The sequence below is a fragment of the Streptomyces sp. NBC_01298 genome (assembly GCF_035978755.1).
Lineage (GTDB): Bacteria > Actinomycetota > Actinomycetes > Streptomycetales > Streptomycetaceae > Streptomyces.
Map to the genome: position 1 here is coordinate 3,078,034 of NZ_CP108414.1, position 16,684 is coordinate 3,094,717.

Sequence of the window (16,684 nt, forward strand, 5' to 3'; positions counted from 1 at the left end):
CCGGTAGAGTGGCTTTGGCTCGGCCGGGGTTCGGTGCGGGGACGGGGTCGGGGCCTGTATCGCCCGACCCGGGATCTGACACCATTCCCCGGGGGCGTCGTTCAGCGGGCGGACGGCGCTCGTTTGGGATCGGGCTTGCGACCAGGGGACGGATGGGACCGCGCTGTGCGGGGCTACGAAAGCCAGGAGAGCCATCAGGCCGAGGCCGACCATCTCTCGCGCTTCGAAGCCGAGATGGAGCGGCTGAAGAAGGAACGCGGGAAGGCCGTCCAGCACGCCGATGACCTGGGGTACCAGGTCGAGGTGCTGCGCGCCAAGCTCCACGAGGTACGCCGCAACCTGGCGTCCCGCCCCGCCTACGACGGCGCGGACATGGGGTATCAGGCGGAGCAGCTGCTCCGTAATGCCCAGATCCAGGCCGACCAGATGCGTTCCGACGCCGAGCGCGAACTGCGCGACGTACGGGCGCAGACCCAGCGCATCCTCCAGGAGCACGCCGAGCACCAGGCACGGCTCCAGGCCGAGCTGCACGCCGAGGCCGTCAACCGCCGCCAGCGCCTGGACCAGGAGCTGAGCGAGCGCCGCCAGACGGTGGAAGCCCACGTCAACGAGAACGTGGCCTGGGCCGAGCAGTTGCGCGCCCGCACCGAGGCCCAGGCCCGCCGGCTCATGGACGAGTCCCGCGTCGAGGCCGAACAGACCCTGAACACCGCGCGCGCCGAGGCCGCCCGGGTCGCCTCCGAGGCCACCCGCCGGCTCGCCTCGGAGAACGAATCCGCCCGCGCCGAGGCCGAGTCGACGCTGCTGCGCGCCCGCAAGGAGGCCGAGCGGCTGCTGACCGCCGCCTCCGCGCAGGCCCAGGAGGCCACCGAGCACGCGGAGCGGCTGCGCTCCACCACCTCCGCGGAGGCCGAGCAGACCCGTCGCCAGACGATGGATCTGGGCCGGGTCGCCGAACAGCGCACCCAGGAGGCCGAAGGGGCCCTGCGCGAGGCGCGCGGGGCCGCGGAGAAGCTGCTCGCGGAGGCCAAGGAGAGCGCCGCGCGGCAGCTCGCATCGGCGGAGTCCGTCAACGAGCAGCGCACCCGTACGGCCAAGGAGCAGGTGGCCCGGCTGGTCGGCCAGGCCAACAAGGAGGCCGAGACCCTCAAGGCCGAGGCCGAGCAGGCGCTCGCCGATGCCCGCGAGCAGACCGAGCGGCTGCGCAAGGAGGCCGGCGAGCAGGCCCGTACCGCCGCGGCCGAGGACACGGCGGCCCAGCTGGCGAAGGCGGCCCGCACCGCCGAGGAGGTCCTGAACAAGGCCTCGGAGGACGCCCGCGCCACCACCCGGGCGGCGTCGGAGGAGGCCGAGCGGATCCGCGGCGAGGCCGAGGCGGAGGCCGAGCGGCTGCGCGCCCAGGCCGCGGCCACGGCCGATGAGCTCAAGGGCGCCGCGAAGGACGACACGGAGGAGTACCGGGCCCGTACGGTCGAACTCCAGGAGGAGGCCCGCCGGCTGCGCGGCGAGGCCGAGCAGCTGCGCGCGGAGGCCGTCGCCGAGGGCGAGCGGATCCGCGGCGAGGCCCGCCGCGAGGCGGTCCAGCAGATCGAGGAGGCGGCCCGCACCGCCGAGGAGCTGCTGGGCAAGTCCCGGGCCGACGCCGACGAGGTGCGCTCGGCGGCGAACACGGAGAGCGAGCGGGTCCGCGGCGAGGCCGTCGAGCGGGCCACGACCCTGCGCAAGCAGGCCGAGGAGACCCTGGAGCGGACCCGCGCCGAGGCCGACCGGCTGCGCGCGGAGGCCGAGGAAGAGTCCGAGTCGGTACGCGCCGAGGCGGACGCCGCGGCCGCCGTGCGGCGCGAGGAGACCGAGCGGGCGCTGGCGGCGAAGCGGGCGGAGGCCGACGAGGAGCTCGTCCGGCTGCACACCGACGCCGAGGGCCGCCTGACGACGGCCGAGCAGACGCTGCGCGACGCCCGGGCGGCCGCGGAGAGCATCCGCAAGGAGACCACCGAGGAGAGCGACCGGCTCCGCGCGGAGTCCGCCGAGCGGATCCGCGCGCTGCAGGCGCAGTCGGAGGCGGAGGCGGAGACGCTGCGCACCGACGCCGCCGAGGACGCCGGCCGGGTCCGCGCGGAGGCCGAGCAGAACGCGGTACGGCTGACCGGCGAGGCCGAGGCGGAGGCGGAGCGGCTGCGCTCCGAGGCGCAGGAGACCGCGGACCGGCTGCGCGCGGAGGCCAAGGCCGCCGCCGAGCGGGTCGCGCAGGAGGCCGCCGAGGCGCTGGCCGCCGCCCAGGAGGAGGCCGCCCGGCGCCGCCGGGAGTCCGAGGAGACTCTGGCTTCGGCGCGTACCGACGCGGAGAGCGAGCGCGCCCAGGCCCGGGAGGAGAGCGAGGAGCTCCTCGCCCAGGCCCGCAAGCGGTCCGAGGAGGCCACGGCCGAGGCCGTCTGGCTCACCGAGGAGGCCGAGCGGCGCGCGTCCGAGGTGGTCGCGGCGGCCGAGGCCACCGCCCAGCAGGTGCGCGAAGCCGTGGCCGGACTGCACGAGCAGGCCGAGGAAGAGGTCGCGGGGCTGCGCAGCGCGGCCGAACACGCGGCGGAGCGTGCGAAGACGGAGGCCGAGGAGGAGTCCGGCCGGGTCCGCGCCGACGCCTACGCGGAGCGGGAGCGGGCCACCGAGGACGCCAACCGGATCCGCAGCGAGGCGCGCACGGAGACGGACGCGGCGAAGGAGCTGGCCGCGCGCACGGTCGGCGACGCGATCGCCGAGGCCGAGCAGCTGCGCACGGACACGGCGGAGTACGCGCAGCGGGTGCGTACGGAGGCCACCGACGCGCTGGCCGCCTCCGAGCGCGATGCGGCCCGTACGAAGGCCGACGCCCGCGACGACGCCAACCGGATCCGCGGCGAGGCCGCGGAGTCCCTGGAGGCCGCCCGCACCGAGGGCGGCCGGATCGTGGCGGAGGCCACGGCCGAGGCGGAACGCCGCACCGAGGAGACCCGCGCGGCCACCGAGGCCACGGTCGCCGCGGCCGCCGCGGAGGCGGCGCGGCTCACGGCAGAGGCCGAGGCAGCCGCCGAGGCCACCCGCGACGAGGCCGCGGGCACCCTGGACGAGGCCCGCTCCGAGGCGAACCGGCTGCGGACGGAGGCGGCCGAGCAGGCGGACCGCCTGATCACCGAGGCGGCGGCGGAGGCCGTGCGGCTCACCGAGGAGACCCGCGCGGCCAACGCGCTGACCGTGGGCGAGGCCGAGGCCGCGGCCGAGGCGCTGCGGGCCGAGGCGGCCGCCACCCTGGACGGGGCGAAGGCGGAGGCGGAGCGGCTCACGGAGCAGGCCGCGCAGACGCTGGCCGGGGCCGAGCGGGACGCGACGGGCATCCTCATCGACGCGCGCACCGAGGGCGACCGGCTCGTCGAGGAGACGCGCAAGGCCAACGAGGCCACCGTCGGCGAGGCCGCCGCGGAGGCGGACCGGCAGCGCGCCGAGGCGGCGCGCACGCTGGACGACGCCCGCGCGGAGGGCGGCCGGATCATCGGCGAGGCCACCGCGGAGGCGGACCGGGTCACGGTCGCGGCGAACGAGACCCTGGCCGGGGCCGAGCGGGAGGCCGAGCGGACCCTGGACGAGGCGCGCGCCGAGGCGGGCCGGATCCGTACCGAGGCCGCCGAGCAGGCGGACCACCTGGTCGGCGAGGCCGTCGCGGAGGCGGACCGGCTCACCGAGCAGACCCGCAAGGACACCGAGCGCACGGTCGGCGAAGCGGCGAACGAGGCCGAGCGGCTGCGCGCCGAGGCGTCCGAGGCGCTGTCCTCGGCGCAGGAGCACGCGACCCGTACCCGGTCCGAGGCCGAGCGGGTCAAGGCCGAGGCCGCCACCGAGGCGGAGCGGATCCGTACCGAGGCGCGCACCGCGTCGGAGCGGGTGCTGGACGAGGCCCGCGAAGAGGCCAACAAGCGCCGCAGCGAGGCCGCGGCCCAGGTCGACCGGCTCATCACGGAGGCCTCCTCGGAGGCCGAGAAGCTCACCGGGGACGCGCAGAAGCAGGCACTGGCCGCCACGACGGCGGCCGAGGAGCAGGCGGACGCGATGGTCGACGCGGCGCGCAAGGAGGCCGCGCGGATCACCTCGGAGTCGACCGTGGAGGGCAACTCCCTTGTGGAGAAGGCCCGTACGGACGCCGACGAGCTGCTGGTCGGAGCGCGCAGCGACGCCGCCGCCATAAGGGATCGGGCGGAGGAGCTGCGCGGCCGCGTCGAGGCGGAGGTCGAGGAGCTGCACCAGCGGGCCCGCCGGGAGTCGGCCGAGCAGATGAAGTCGGCCGGCGAGCGCGTGGACAAGCTGGTGCGGGCGGCGACCGAGCAGAGCGTCGAGGCCGACGCGAAGGCCAAGGAGCTGGTGTCGGACGCGAGCAGCGAGGCGAGCAAGGTCCGCATCGCCGCGGTGCGCAAGGCGGAGGCACTGCTCAAGGAGGCCGAGCAGAAGAAGGCCGAGCTGGTGCGGGTCGCCGAGGGCAAGCTGGCGGAGGCGACGGCGGAGGCCGAACGGCTCGTCGACGAGGGCCGGCGCGAGCTGGAGGTCCTCGTGCGCAGGCGCGAGGACATTCAGGCGGAGATCTCCCGTGTCCAGGACGTTCTTGAGGCGTTGGAATCATTCGAGGCACCTTCGGGTGGCGGAAAGCCCGGGGTCGGCGGCCAGGGCGCGGGGGGCGTGAAGGCCGGTGCGACAGCGGGTTCCACTCGATCGGGTGGCAAGACGTCAGAGGGCTAGTCAGCGCACTCGACTCTGTGCTCCTGATGGAGGTTCAGGCGAACGAGTGACAAGCATTCTGTCGCCTTGCCACTCAAAAGGGGTGTCATTGTCCAGATCAAACGCGGATTGACTCGATGACACGCCGTCTTGGCGCCTAGGATTCCCCTTAACACCTAACACCCCGCGTAGCACCTCATCGGTCTCATTCGACAGGAACCCCATGAGCGACACATCCTCCCCCTTCGGCTTCGAGCTCGTGCGGCGTGGTTACGACCGCGGTCAGGTGGACGACCGCATCACCAAGCTGGTCTCCGACCGTGACAGCGCCCTCGGACGTATCAACTCTCTGGAAAAGCGGATCGAGGAGTTGCACCTCGAGACGCAGAACGCCCAGGCTCAGGTGAACGACGCCGAGCCGTCGTACGCCGGCCTCGGCGCCCGGGTCGAGAAGATCCTGCGCCTGGCCGAGGAGGAGGCGAAGGACCTCCGTGAGGAGGCCCGTCGCGCGGCCGAGCAGCACCGCGAGCTCGCCGAGTCGGCCGCCCAGCAGGTGCGCAACGACGCCGAGTCGTTCGCCGCCGACCGGAAGTCGACCGCCGAGGACGAGGGCGTCCGGATCGTCGAGAAGGCCAAGGGCGACGCCGCTTCGCTGCGCACCGAGGCCCAGAAGGACGCCGCCTCCAAGCGCGAGGAGGCCGACGCGCTCTTCGAGGAGACCCGCGCCAAGGCCGCCCAGGCCGCCGCGGACTTCGAGACCAACCTGGCCAAGCGCCGCGAGCAGTCCGAGCGCGACCTCGCGGGCCGTCAGGCCAAGGCGGAGAAGCGTCTCGCGGAGATCGAGCACCGCGCGGAGCAGCTGCGCCTGGAGGCCGAGAAGCTCCGTACGGACGCCGAGCGCCGCGCCCGCCAGACCGTGGAGACCGCGCAGCGCCAGGCCGAGGACATCGTGGCCGACGCCAACGCCAAGGCCGACCGGATCCGCAGCGAGTCCGAGCGCGAGCTGGCGGCGCTCACCAACCGCCGCGACTCGATCAACGCGCAGCTCACCAACGTCCGCGAGATGCTCGCGACGCTGACGGGTGCCGCGGTCGCCGCCGCCTCCGCTCCGATCGACGACGAGCCGGTCACCCGCGGCGTTCCGGCGCAGCAGAGCCGCTAGTCGCGGAAGGCTTCCGGCACCAGCGGTCGGAAGCCAACAATCCGCTTCGACACCGAGGCCCTTCGTCACCTGTGAGAGGTGGCGGAGGGCCTTCGCGCGTTCTAGCGTGGCGTAATGATCGAGCTTGAGGGCCTTACGAAACGATTCGGCGCGAAGACCGCCGTGAACAACCTCAGCTTCCAGGTCAAACCGGGGGTGGTCACCGGCTTCCTCGGCCCCAACGGGGCGGGGAAGTCCACGACCATGCGCATGATGCTCGACCTCGACAATCCGACCAGCGGTACGGTCCGGATCGACGGGAAGCACTACCGGGACCTGCCGGAGCCACTGAAGTACATCGGGGCACTGCTGGACGCGAAGGCGATGCACGGCGGCCGCAGCGCGTACAACAACCTGCTCTGCCTCGCCCAGTCGAACGGGATCCCGCGCAGCCGGGTCTCCGAGGTGCTGGACCTGGTCGGCCTGACTGCCGTGGCGAAGAAGAAGTCGAAAGGATTTTCGCTGGGTATGGGCCAGCGGCTCGGTATCGCCTCCGCGCTGCTCGGCGACCCGGAGATCCTGATGTTCGACGAGCCCGTCAATGGTCTGGACCCGGAGGGAATTCTCTGGATCCGCAATCTGATGAAGGGGCTCGCGGCGGAGGGAAGAACGATCTTCGTTTCTTCCCATCTGATGAGCGAAATGGCCCTGACGGCGGAGCATTTGGTCGTCATCGGACAGGGAAAGCTGCTGGCCGACCTGTCCATGGCGGATTTCATCCAGCAGAACTCCCGCAGTTACGTGCGCGTGCGCACGCCGCAGCAGGAACGACTGAAGGACCTTCTGCACGAGGCCGGGATCGACGCGATCAGCGTCCCGGCCACCGGCGCCCTGGAGATCGACGGCGTGGAGTCGGAGCGGCTCGGCGAGCTGGCCGCCCAGCACCAGATCGTGCTGCACGAACTCAGCCCGCAGCGGGCTTCACTGGAGGAAGCGTTCATGCGCATGACGGCGGACTCCGTCGAGTACCACGCCCACGCACCGGGGGCGGGCGGGCTCCCGCCGGCACCCGGCATGTCCCCCGACAATCCGGCCCGGCCGGCCGACGTACCCGCGTGGGGCGCCGGCTTCGAGGCGAAGCGCAAGGGCGGCGAGTGATCATGGCTTACTCCGCCGTCCTCCAGTCCGAGTGGACCAAGATCCGCACGGTCGCCTCCACCAGCTGGACCCTCGCCGTCACCTTCCTCGTCACCGTCGGACTCAGCGCCGGATTCTGCGCCCTGGCCAGCGCGACCTTCGGCGACCTGAACGAGGTCGAGAAGGCCACCTTCGACCCCACCCTGCTGAGCTTCACCGGAATGGGGCTCGGCCAGCTCGCCATGATCGTCTTCGGCGTGATGGTCGTCAGCACCGAGTACAGCTCGGGCATGATCCGCACCTCGCTGGCCGCCGTGCCCCGGCGCGGCTCCTTCCTGGCGGGCAAGTTCGCCGTGGCCACGGCGCTGGCCCTGGTGGTCGGGCTGCTGACCAGCTTCGTGTCCTTCTTCCTCGGCCAGGCGATCCTGGGCGACCTCGGCATCGGCATCGGCGAGGACAACGTCCTGCGGGCGGTCGTCGGAGCCGGCCTGTACATGGCCCTGCTCGCCCTGTTCACCATGGGCGTGGCCACCATGCTGCGCAGCTCGGTCGCCTCGATCAGCATCCTGATCCCGTTCTTCCTGATCGTCTCGAACCTCCTCAGCGGTTTCGAGGCCACCCGCAAGTACGGCCAGTACCTGCCCGACAAGGCCGGATCCAAGATCATGCAGGTCGTACCGGAGGCCTTGGGCAGCTCCGAGACCCCCTACGGCCCCTGGGGCGGCCTCGGGATCATGCTGCTGTGGGTGGCCGCCTCGGTCATCGGCGGCTACCTGGTCCTCAAGAAGAGGGACGCCTGACGTACTACGGGGGATCCCCGGGTCGAACCTCAGGGGTAGCTCAGGGTCCGGGACGACGTGGAACCGCAAGGGACTGGATATCCTCTTAACCCTTACGCGGGCGAGAGTCGTCCCGGCCTGGCAAGGGGCAGCAAAGATGATCGAGGCAGTCGGCCTGACCAAGCGCTTCGGCGCGAAGACCGCTGTCGACGACCTGTCCTTCCAGGTCAAGCCCGGTCACGTGACGGGATTCCTGGGGCCCAACGGCTCCGGGAAGTCCACCACGATGCGCATGATCGTCGGCCTGGACCGGCCCACCGCCGGCCGGGTCACGATCAACGGCCTGCCCTTCCGCGAGCTCCCGAACGCCCAGCGGCACGTAGGGGCCCTGCTCGACGCCAAGGCCGTCCACGGCGGCCGCCGGGCCCGCACCCACCTGCTGTCGATCGCCCAGCTCTCCGGGATCCCGGAGAAGCGGGTGGACGAGGTGCTGGGCGTCGTGGGCCTCCAGGACGTGGCCCGGCAGCGCGCCAAGGGCTTCTCGCTCGGCATGGGCCAGCGGCTCGGCATCGCGACCGCCCTGCTCGGCGATCCCCAGGTGCTCCTCTTCGACGAGCCGGTCAACGGACTCGACCCCGAGGGCATCCTCTGGGTCCGCAATCTGATGCGCCGGCTCGCCTCCGAGGGCCGCACCGTCTTCGTCTCCTCGCACCTCATGAGCGAGATGGCGCTGACCGCAGACCACCTGATCGTGATCGGCCGGGGCCGGCTGCTCGCCGACATGGGCACCCAGGACTTCATCACCCACAACTCGGCCGGATTCGCCCGGGTCCGCACGGCCGACACCGACCCTGGCGGCTGGGACACCCTCGGCTCGGTCCTCACCAGGGCGGGCGGCCGGGTCCTGCGGGAGCCCGACGGAGCGCTGCGGGTGACCGGGCTGGAGCTGCCGCGGATCTCCGACCTCGCGCACGCGGCCGGCGTACGGCTGTGGGAGCTGTCGCCGCACCGGGCCTCGCTGGAGGAGGCGTACATGCGGATGACCCAGTCCTCCGTCGAGTACACCTCCACCGAGGACCCGCGCAACGAACTGTGGGAGCCCGAACCGCTGAGCGTGCCGAAGTGGGACGAGGAAGCGGCCGCCGAGGCCCTCCAGGTCCCGCAGGCGGGCTTCTTCGCTCCCCCGCCGCCCGGGACCGGCGACCGGCCGTTCCTGATGCCCGGCAGCCCCGGCGAGCTCGCCGGGCCCGGGGCCGCGTCCCCCGGGGCCGCGTCCCCCACGGCCGAGCCCTCCCCCGACCCCGTGCGCACCCCCGCGCAGAAGCCCGAGGACTCCCGATGACCGCCCCGACCACCGCGACCGCCGGGGAGCGGGGCCCGGCGGGCAACACCTCGCCGCTGCCGACCCCCCGGCCGCACCTGGGGCACGCGCTGGCCTCGGAGTGGACCAAGCTGACCTCGGTGCGCTCCACGATGTGGACGCTCGGCTCGCTCGTGCTGCTCGTCGTCGGCATCGGCGGCCTGGTCATCGTGCAGACCCGGGACGTGGACTACGAGCAGATGCCCTTCATCGCTCCCGCCCTCTTCGGACTGCTGGTCGGCCAGCTCGCGGTGATGGTGCTCGGGGTGCTGACGATCACCTCCGAGCACGGCACGGGCCTGGCCCGCACCACCTTCACCGCGGCCCCCGACCGGTACCGGGTGCTCACCGCGAAGTACCTCGTCTTCGGCCTCACCGCGTTCCTCACCACGGCCGGCTCGGTCTGCCTGGTCGGGCTGACCGCATCGATCCTGCGCGACGGCGCCGAAGCCGGGCCGCACCCGGCTTCCGAGTGGGCCTCCGGGCTGGTGGGCAGCCTGTACGTCACCCTGCTCGGCGTCCTGGCCCTGGCGATCGGGGCGCTGGTGCGGCACTCGGCGGGGGCGATCGCCGTGATGCTCGGCGTCGTCACGCTGCCGCCGGTGATAGGGGCGGTGCTCAGCATCTGGGAGGCCGTCGCCCCGGTCGGCCGGCTGCTGCTCCAGTACAACGTGCCGGTGGCGATGATGGAGCTGTTCGGCATGCCGACCAACGCCGCCGACCCGTCGTCGGGCGCGAGCATGGCGCTCCCGGGCGGCCTGAACCACATGGCGCTGATCCTGCTGGTGACGGGCGCCGCGATCGTCGGCTCGTACGTGGTGGTCGGCCGCCGGGACGTCTAGCCGGGACGTCCGGTACGGCGCCACTCGCCGGGGGCGGCTAGTACTTGGGAGCGTTGCGGGACCGCTGCACCTTGGAGGTGCGGCGGTCCTTCGCGTTCCAGCAGGCCTTGTGCCAGTGCCGGCGGTCGTCGACCCCGCCGTACTCGGGCCAGGCCACCAGGTGCGGGGTACCGGAGGGGATCTCCTGGTCGCAGCCGGGGCAGCGGTAGCGCTTGCCCGCGGCGCTCGCGCCCGCGACGTGCCGGACCTTCCAGTCCTCGCCCTGGTACTCCTCCGTGCGCTCCAGGCCGTACCTGTCCAGACCTCCCGCTCCCGCTCCCGGGCCCGAGCCCTGGTCCGAACGATCGGCTGGATTCTCGCCGCCCCTGGGGCGGTTGTGGCGCGGTGACACGTATACCTCACGGATGGGCGGACGGCAGTGACTTTCTCCCAGACTACGCGCAGCGAGACCGGGTACCCGCAGGGTGGCCGAAGGGCGACCACCGTACTGAGCGGCCGGTTGGCGCGACTGGCCTGACAATCCCAATAACCTTCCGGTGAGGCCGTGCCTTTGGCACGTGTCAGACGTTGTTGCCGATGAGGAAAACGGTCCGCCTGGGGGAGGCCGCGTCAGCCGCGAGGAGGCTAAAGGCGATGCGCGTAGGAGCTTTTGTACTGGCGGCCCAGTTCCCGGGCCAGGGACAGGGCGAGGCACTGCACCGGGCGGTGCGGACCGCCGAGGTGGCCGAGGAGGCCGGGCTCGACTCGGTCTGGCTCGCCGAGCACCACTTCGTCCCGTACGGGGTCTGTCCGTCCGCGGTGACGCTGGCGGCCCTGATGCTGGGCCGCACCCGGCGGCTGCGCGTGGGGACGGCGGTGAGCGTGCTGCCGAGCACCCACCCGGTGGCCCTGGGCGAGCAGGCGGCCCTGCTGCACCTGACCTCGGAGGGGCGGTTCACCCTGGGGGTGGGCCGGGGTGGTCCCTGGGTGGACCTGGAGGTCTTCGGCGGCGGGCTCGACGCGTACGAGAACCGCTTCCCCGAGGACCTGGACCTGTTGCGGCGCTGGCTGGCCGAGCCGCGCGTGGGGACGCCGGCGGGGGCCGCGGCCGGCGGCCGGTACGGCTTCCGCGAAGTGGCCGTCGTACCGCGCGCTTCGGAGGCGCTGCACGGCGACGGGACGGGGCCGGAACTGATCGTCGCCTGCACCTCCCCCGGCTCGGTTCGGATGGCCGCGGAGCGCGGACTGCCCATGCTGCTGGGCATGCACTGCGGTGACGAGGACAAGGCCGCCATGGTCGAGCTGTGGCGGCGTACGGCGCGGGCCGCGGGCCATTCGCCCGAGGCGGGCCACGTATCGGCCGGGGTCTGCCAGCTGGCGGACCGGACGGCGGACGCCCGCGAAACGCTGCTGAAGGCGATGCCGGGCTGGCTCAAGCAGGGCCTGGACGCGCACGTCACGGTGGACGGACGGCAGCGGGCGATGCGGGACCCGGTCGCGTACACCGAGCTCCTGTGCGATCTGCATCCCGTGGGCACACCGGAGCTGGCGGCGGACCGGCTGGCGGCCACGTCGGAGCGTACGGGCATCACGCGGTTCGCCCTGCTGACGGAGGGATCGGGCGATCTCGCCTCGACCGAGGAGAACGTCCGGCGTCTCGGCGCCGAGGTGCTGCCCCGGCTCGGATAAGACCAGGGCTGCCGCTCCGTTGGCACCGGAGCGGCAGCGAGGTACCGGTCGTGCGGTGGTACGGCGGTGCGGAGTGCGGTCGTACGGAGGTGCGGTGGTTCCGAGGTGCGGTGGTGCGGTCGTACTGGTTGTACTGGTCGTGCGGATCTTCCGGCTAACAGTCGCGCATTTCGGGCGACTGGTTGAGCAGCTGACCACGGATCGAAGTGAACTTGGCCAGCCGGTCGTCCACCGAGGAATCGAGCGGGAACACCGCTACCCGGTGGCAGTTCTGGAATGCCAGGCGCACTCCGAAGTGGCGTTGCAGCGCACCCCGTATCGCGTCACTCGCGAGGGCGCGAAGCAGCTGGCCACGCGCCTGCTCGTCCGGCGGCGGCGTCTGGTTGTCGGCGAACTGTCCGCCGTCCACCTTGAGCTGGGCCACCAGCGAGCTGATCATCTCCCATGCGTAGGGCAGGGAGGTCCGGACGCAGTCGACGAAAGCCGCTTCGTCGACCTCGCCTCGCTCGGCCTGTTCGAGTAGGGCCGGTGAGACGTCGAGCGACATGGGTTCTCCTCTCGCGACTCCGGCCGATTGGGTTGCCGGAGCCTTACGGGCAGGGAGGGAGATCGCGACGCAGCGTGCACGCTTCGCAACCTCCCGCTCACCACGGTAGGCGCCCGCTGGGTACCGCACCAGGAGAATGCGCATACAACGCGCCATCCGCGAAGGGGGCTTTCGGGGGCGAATCGCGTGCAGGCCTTCTCGTCGAGTAGCGTTGCCGACCATGCGTCTCGTCATTGCCCGCTGCTCCGTCGATTACGCGGGCCGGCTCACCGCCCATCTGCCCTCGGCACCCCGTCTGATCCTCGTGAAGGCCGACGGCAGTGTCTCGATCCACGCGGACGACCGAGCGTACAAACCGCTCAACTGGATGTCGCCGCCGTGCACCCTCAAGGAGGGGAGCGGTGATGAGGCCGGCGTCTGGACCGTCGTCAACAAGGCGGGCGAGAAGCTCATCATCACCATGGAGGAAGTCCTCCACGACTCCTCGCACGAGCTGGGCATCGACCCGGGTCTGATCAAGGACGGGGTCGAGGCCCATCTGCAAGAGCTTCTGGCCGACCGGATCGAGACCCTCGGCGAGGGTTACACGCTGATCCGCCGCGAGTACATGACCGCGATCGGACCCGTCGACATCCTGTGCCGGGACGCCTCCGGCGCGACGGTGGCGGTGGAGATCAAGCGCCGCGGCGAGATCGACGGCGTGGAACAGCTCACCCGCTACCTGGAGCTGCTGAACCGCGATCCGCACCTGGCGCCGGTCAAGGGCGTCTTCGCGGCCCAGGAGATCAAGCCCCAGGCCCGCGTCCTGGCGAACGACCGCGGCATGGACTGCGTCGTCCTCGACTACAACGCGATGCGCGGCATCGAGGACGACAAGCTCCGCCTGTTCTGAGCCGTCAGGGGGTCGCGGTCTCCGTCTCGCCCTCGGCATCCGTGGGGGGATTCGGCGGCCCGGTCGTCGGCCCGGTGTGCGTGGGAGACGCCGTCGCGGACGGGGACACGGAGCCGGACGGGCTCGGGGAAGCCGGTGGGCTGCTCACCGGCGGGGGCGAGCTCGACACCGGCGGCGAAGGCGGTACCACCGAGGTCGACGACGACGGAGTCGGCGTCGGGCTCGGCGTCCCCGAGGGGGACTTGCTCGGCGGCGGGGTCGTCCCCGGTGCCTGCGACGTCGGGGACGAGGCCGACGGCTCCGGCGAGGGATCGCTTCCGCTCGGATCCCCCGTACTCGGCTGCGGCTGCGCCTCCTCCGAGCTCGGGGCCGTGGAGACCGCCGGCGCCTGCACGGGTGGCTTCTTCTCGTCGGTGGTCATCGCCAGGGCGACCACCGTGCCCAGCACCACGACGGTCACCGCCCCGGCAGCGGCGAGCAGCAGCGGCTTGCGGCCGGGCCTCGGCTTCGGCTCGGGCAGCGCACGGGGCGCCGGGGCCGGCTCGGGAGTGAGGGGGAAGGCGTCCTCGAACACCTCGGCCAGGGTCGCGGGCGCGACGGAGCCCGGCGGCGCCACCGCGGGCACGACCGTCGTGAAGCCGTCCGGAACCCGCGCCGCCGCACGCTCGGGTCCGGGGGCGGCCCCGGAGCCCGCCTCGGGCAGGGCCGCGAGGGCCTTCGACAGGGTCGCCGGAGTTACGGGAGCCGAGGGGGCCACCGGAGCGGACGCCGCCCCGGCAGCACTACGAGCCCCACGAGCCCCGGGAACCAACGCCGTCCCGGCAGCACCGGCAGCACCGGCAGCACCGGCAGCACCGGCAGCCAACGGGCTCCCCGCGGCTCCGGACACACCAGCCGCACTGGCGGCACCAGCCGCACCAGCCGCACCAGCCGCACCAGCCGCACCAGCCGCACCAGCCGCCAACGCGCTCCCCGCGGCAGCGGAAACACCGGCGGCGCCCGGAACCCCAGGAGACCGCGGCGCCCCGGCGCCCCCGGGGCCGAAGGAAGACCCCGGAGCTCCGAGAAGTGCGGGGAACTGCGGCTTCGGGCCGGTCTGGGGAAGCACGGGAGGACCGGGAAGCCCGGCGAGCCCGGCGAGCCCGGCAGCCAGGGGACTCCCGGAAGCACCCGGAGCCGCCGGAGCACCGGGACCCGGCAGGGCCCCCGGACCACCCGGCGCCGCCGGCGGAGCCAGTCGCAGGGGCGGCGAGGCCGGGGTCTCCGCCGCCTCCCGGTCGGTGACCAGGGCCAGGGCCCGCCGTCCCGACACGGTCCCCCGCTTGTCGGCCAGCGCTCCGCGCAGCCCGGTCGAGGCCTCCAGCTCGGCACGTGCCCGGTCGAGCCGGCCCTCGCACAGGGCCAGTACGCCCAGTTCGTGGTGGAAGTACGCCTGCTCCGCGACCTCGCCGGCCTTCCGCGCGGCCTCCGCGCCCGCGCGCAGCACCCGCTCCCAGGCCTCCCAGTGCAGCGAGGCGGCGAACGCCGGTGCCGCCGTCCGCGCCAGCATGACCGCGGCCACGACATCGGCCCCGGCCAGCGCCGCGAGCACCGCGTCGGCCTCCGCCGCGACCCGCTCGGGACTGACGGAGGTGTGCCCGGTCCACCAGGCGTAGTGCCGGGCGGCCGTACGGGCCTCCTCGGCCGCGGTGTCCCCGTAGCCGATCTCCTCCAGCTGCCGCACGACACCGGCGGCCAGCTGGTAGCGGGGCCCGACGGGGGTCAGCAGCCCGCAGTCGAGCAGCTCGGCGACGGCCGTGTCGGCGTGCGTGTCGCCGACCAGCGCGGGCAGGTGCGCGTGGTGCGGCAGCTCCCCGCCCAGCGCGCAGGCGATCCGCAGCGCGGCGCGCGCCGACTCGCTGACCCGGGAGGCGAGCAGTTCCGCCGGGGCGGCGCCCTCGGCGAGCGTCGGCAGCGGCACGAACACGGTGTCGCGCGGCTTCTCCTCGAAGACGCCGGGCTCCTCGCCCTCGTCGGCCTCGTCGTCGGAGCCGGTGCGGTTGAGCGCGTCGCGCTGTCGCAGCAGCGCGGCCGCCTGGACGAAGCGCAGGGGCAGTCCCTCGGAGGCGAAGCTCAGGTCGGCCGCCCAGGCCGTTTCCTCGTCGGTGAGCGCCCGTCCGGCGCCCGTTTCGAGCAGGGCCACGCAGTGGGCGCGGGACAGCCCGCCGAGGAAGACCTCTTCGAGGTGGGAGTCGTCGGAGGGGGCCTTGCTTTCGGGGGTGGCGGCCAGCAGGTACGCGCACTCGGGCGTGGCCCGCAGCAGGTCGTCGAGGGCGGTGCCGCCCATGTCGAGGTCGTCGATCACGACGACGGCGCCTATCTCCGCCACCCGGGCGAGGAGCACGGCCCGGTCGGGGCGTTCGGCCGGAGCCTCGTACACGGTGGCGTAGAGCGCCTGGAGCAGCTCGCCGGGCTGCTGGTGGCCCTGGGCGCTGAGCCGTACGACGCCGTCGGGGGCGAGGTCCGCGCAGGCCTCGGCGACCGCGTCGAGCAGCGCCGTGCGCCCGGATCCGGACGGACCGGTCAGCCGTACGGAGCGGCCGCGCGCGAGGAGGCGTACGAGGCGCTCGCGCTCCTCCTCCCGGCCCAGCAGGGTCCGCGCACCGGCCGGGGCGCCCGGCGGTACGGGCGGCCGCACGGCGGCCGCCGCGGAGGCGCGGGCGGCGGGGGCGCGCTTGACGGGGGTGGGGGCGGGCTCGCCGCCGGGGCGGTGCGTGCGGACGATCTCGCTGCCGTCGACGGGGTTCACGGTGAGGGTGAAGTCCCCGGACGTGAGCGTCACCACGCGCGCCGGCGGTTCCACCGGATCGGGTTGCCCCTGTGTGCTGCTGCGGTCCATGACCAAGTCCCCCGTATCGCGCCGTGCGCCCTCGTCTCGCCCGGCCTTCGCTCACGCCGCTGTCGCTAGTGGTCCGGTTTCCGCCCGAACCCTAGACCGTGCCCGGTGGGGCGTGAACCGCAGGGGTGCCTTCACCACCGGACCGTTACGTTTGCGACGGCCCTGTGGAGCGGGGCGCACATCCTCCGCATGCGGACCGCGCGCGGAGCCGCGTCCGGACCGCGTACGGGGGTCGTACGGGGTCACGCGCGCGGCAGCGACTCCGCTTCCAGCCCGCCCTCGATCGCGAGGATCCGGTGCAGCCGGGTGGCCACGAGCAGCCGCTGCATCTGGGGCGGGACTCCGCGCAGGACGAGCCGCCGGCCGGTCCGGCCGGCCCTGCGGTGGGCGCCCATGATCACGCCGAGGCCCGTCGCGTCCCAGGAGTCGAGCCCGGTGAGGTCCAGCACGAGGTCGCCGTGACCGTCGTCGAGGGCGGTGTGCAGGACCGTACGGGCGTCCGCCGCGCTGCGCACGTCGAGGCGACCCCCGACAGCGAGTTCGGCGTGGTCGCCCCTGATGTGCATGTGTACTCCCGGCAGCGCGGTACTGATTGCGTATGGTCCGACTGGTTCGTTGGTCGGCAACTCTCACTGCAACTGACTGCCTCGGGGGCGGGGAAGTTGCCGACCGTGAGCGAACCGATACCTAATTCACCCTGTGGGGT

General features: G+C 73.1%; 12 protein-coding genes. 8 read left to right on the forward strand and 4 right to left on the reverse strand.

Annotated features, from left to right (window positions below; all coding sequences use genetic code 11):
* Window positions 1-165: 165 nt before the first annotated feature.
* The 6 genes from scy (at window position 166) to OG730_RS13700 (ending at window position 9,993) form a co-directional block, all read left to right on the forward strand.
* On the forward strand, window positions 166-4,755 hold the full coding sequence (gene scy, locus OG730_RS13675; RefSeq protein ID WP_327304501.1) for a polarized growth protein Scy: 4,590 nt from the start codon (window positions 166-168) through the stop codon (window positions 4,753-4,755).
* 202 nt (window positions 4,756-4,957) lie between these two features.
* Window positions 4,958-5,896, forward strand: a complete 939-nt coding sequence (locus OG730_RS13680; RefSeq protein ID WP_243336252.1) for a coiled-coil domain-containing protein — start codon at window positions 4,958-4,960, stop codon at window positions 5,894-5,896.
* Window positions 5,897-6,010: 114 nt separating this feature from the next.
* Complete coding sequence (locus tag OG730_RS13685; protein ID WP_327304502.1) at window positions 6,011-7,033, forward strand: ABC transporter ATP-binding protein; 1,023 nt, start codon at window positions 6,011-6,013, stop codon at window positions 7,031-7,033.
* Entirely contained in the window at window positions 7,033-7,812 is a 780-nt protein-coding gene (locus OG730_RS13690) for an ABC transporter permease (protein WP_327309255.1), read from the forward strand. The genes OG730_RS13685 and OG730_RS13690 overlap by 1 nt, the downstream gene beginning before the upstream one ends.
* A gap of 136 nt (window positions 7,813-7,948) precedes the next feature.
* A complete protein-coding gene (locus OG730_RS13695; RefSeq protein ID WP_327304503.1) occupies window positions 7,949-9,133 on the forward strand; it encodes an ABC transporter ATP-binding protein in 1,185 nt (394 codons plus the stop codon).
* Window positions 9,130-9,993 (forward strand): ABC transporter permease, encoded by an 864-nt coding sequence (locus OG730_RS13700; protein WP_327304504.1) that lies wholly within the window; start codon window positions 9,130-9,132, stop codon window positions 9,991-9,993. The genes OG730_RS13695 and OG730_RS13700 overlap by 4 nt, the downstream gene beginning before the upstream one ends.
* 37 nt (window positions 9,994-10,030) lie before the next feature.
* On the opposite strand, the gene OG730_RS13705 is transcribed toward OG730_RS13700, so the two are convergent.
* Window positions 10,031-10,384 (reverse strand): Rv1322 family protein, encoded by a 354-nt coding sequence (locus OG730_RS13705; protein ID WP_327304505.1) that lies wholly within the window; start codon window positions 10,382-10,384, stop codon window positions 10,031-10,033.
* Between the two features lie 242 nt (window positions 10,385-10,626).
* On the opposite strand from OG730_RS13705, the gene OG730_RS13710 reads away from it, so the two are divergent.
* Complete coding sequence (locus OG730_RS13710; RefSeq protein ID WP_327304506.1) at window positions 10,627-11,661, forward strand: LLM class flavin-dependent oxidoreductase; 1,035 nt, start codon at window positions 10,627-10,629, stop codon at window positions 11,659-11,661.
* A 154-nt stretch (window positions 11,662-11,815) separates the two neighbouring features.
* On the opposite strand, the gene OG730_RS13715 is transcribed toward OG730_RS13710, so the two are convergent.
* Complete coding sequence (locus OG730_RS13715) at window positions 11,816-12,208, reverse strand: SCO5389 family protein (RefSeq protein WP_243336246.1); 393 nt, start codon at window positions 12,206-12,208, stop codon at window positions 11,816-11,818.
* A 220-nt stretch (window positions 12,209-12,428) separates the two neighbouring features.
* On the opposite strand from OG730_RS13715, the gene nucS reads away from it, so the two are divergent.
* Window positions 12,429-13,100, forward strand: a complete 672-nt coding sequence (gene nucS, locus OG730_RS13720) for an endonuclease NucS (protein ID WP_327304507.1) — start codon at window positions 12,429-12,431, stop codon at window positions 13,098-13,100.
* Window positions 13,101-13,104: 4 nt separating this feature from the next.
* Here nucS and OG730_RS13725 read toward each other — a convergent pair whose 3' ends face one another.
* Window positions 13,105-15,978, reverse strand: a complete 2,874-nt coding sequence (locus tag OG730_RS13725) for an ATP-binding protein (protein WP_327304508.1) — start codon at window positions 15,976-15,978, stop codon at window positions 13,105-13,107.
* A gap of 242 nt (window positions 15,979-16,220) precedes the next feature.
* The gene (locus tag OG730_RS13730) at window positions 16,221-16,544 is read right to left on the reverse strand and encodes an STAS domain-containing protein (protein ID WP_243336243.1); all 324 of its coding nucleotides are present in this window, start codon (window positions 16,542-16,544) and stop codon (window positions 16,221-16,223) included.
* Window positions 16,545-16,684 lie beyond the last annotated feature (140 nt).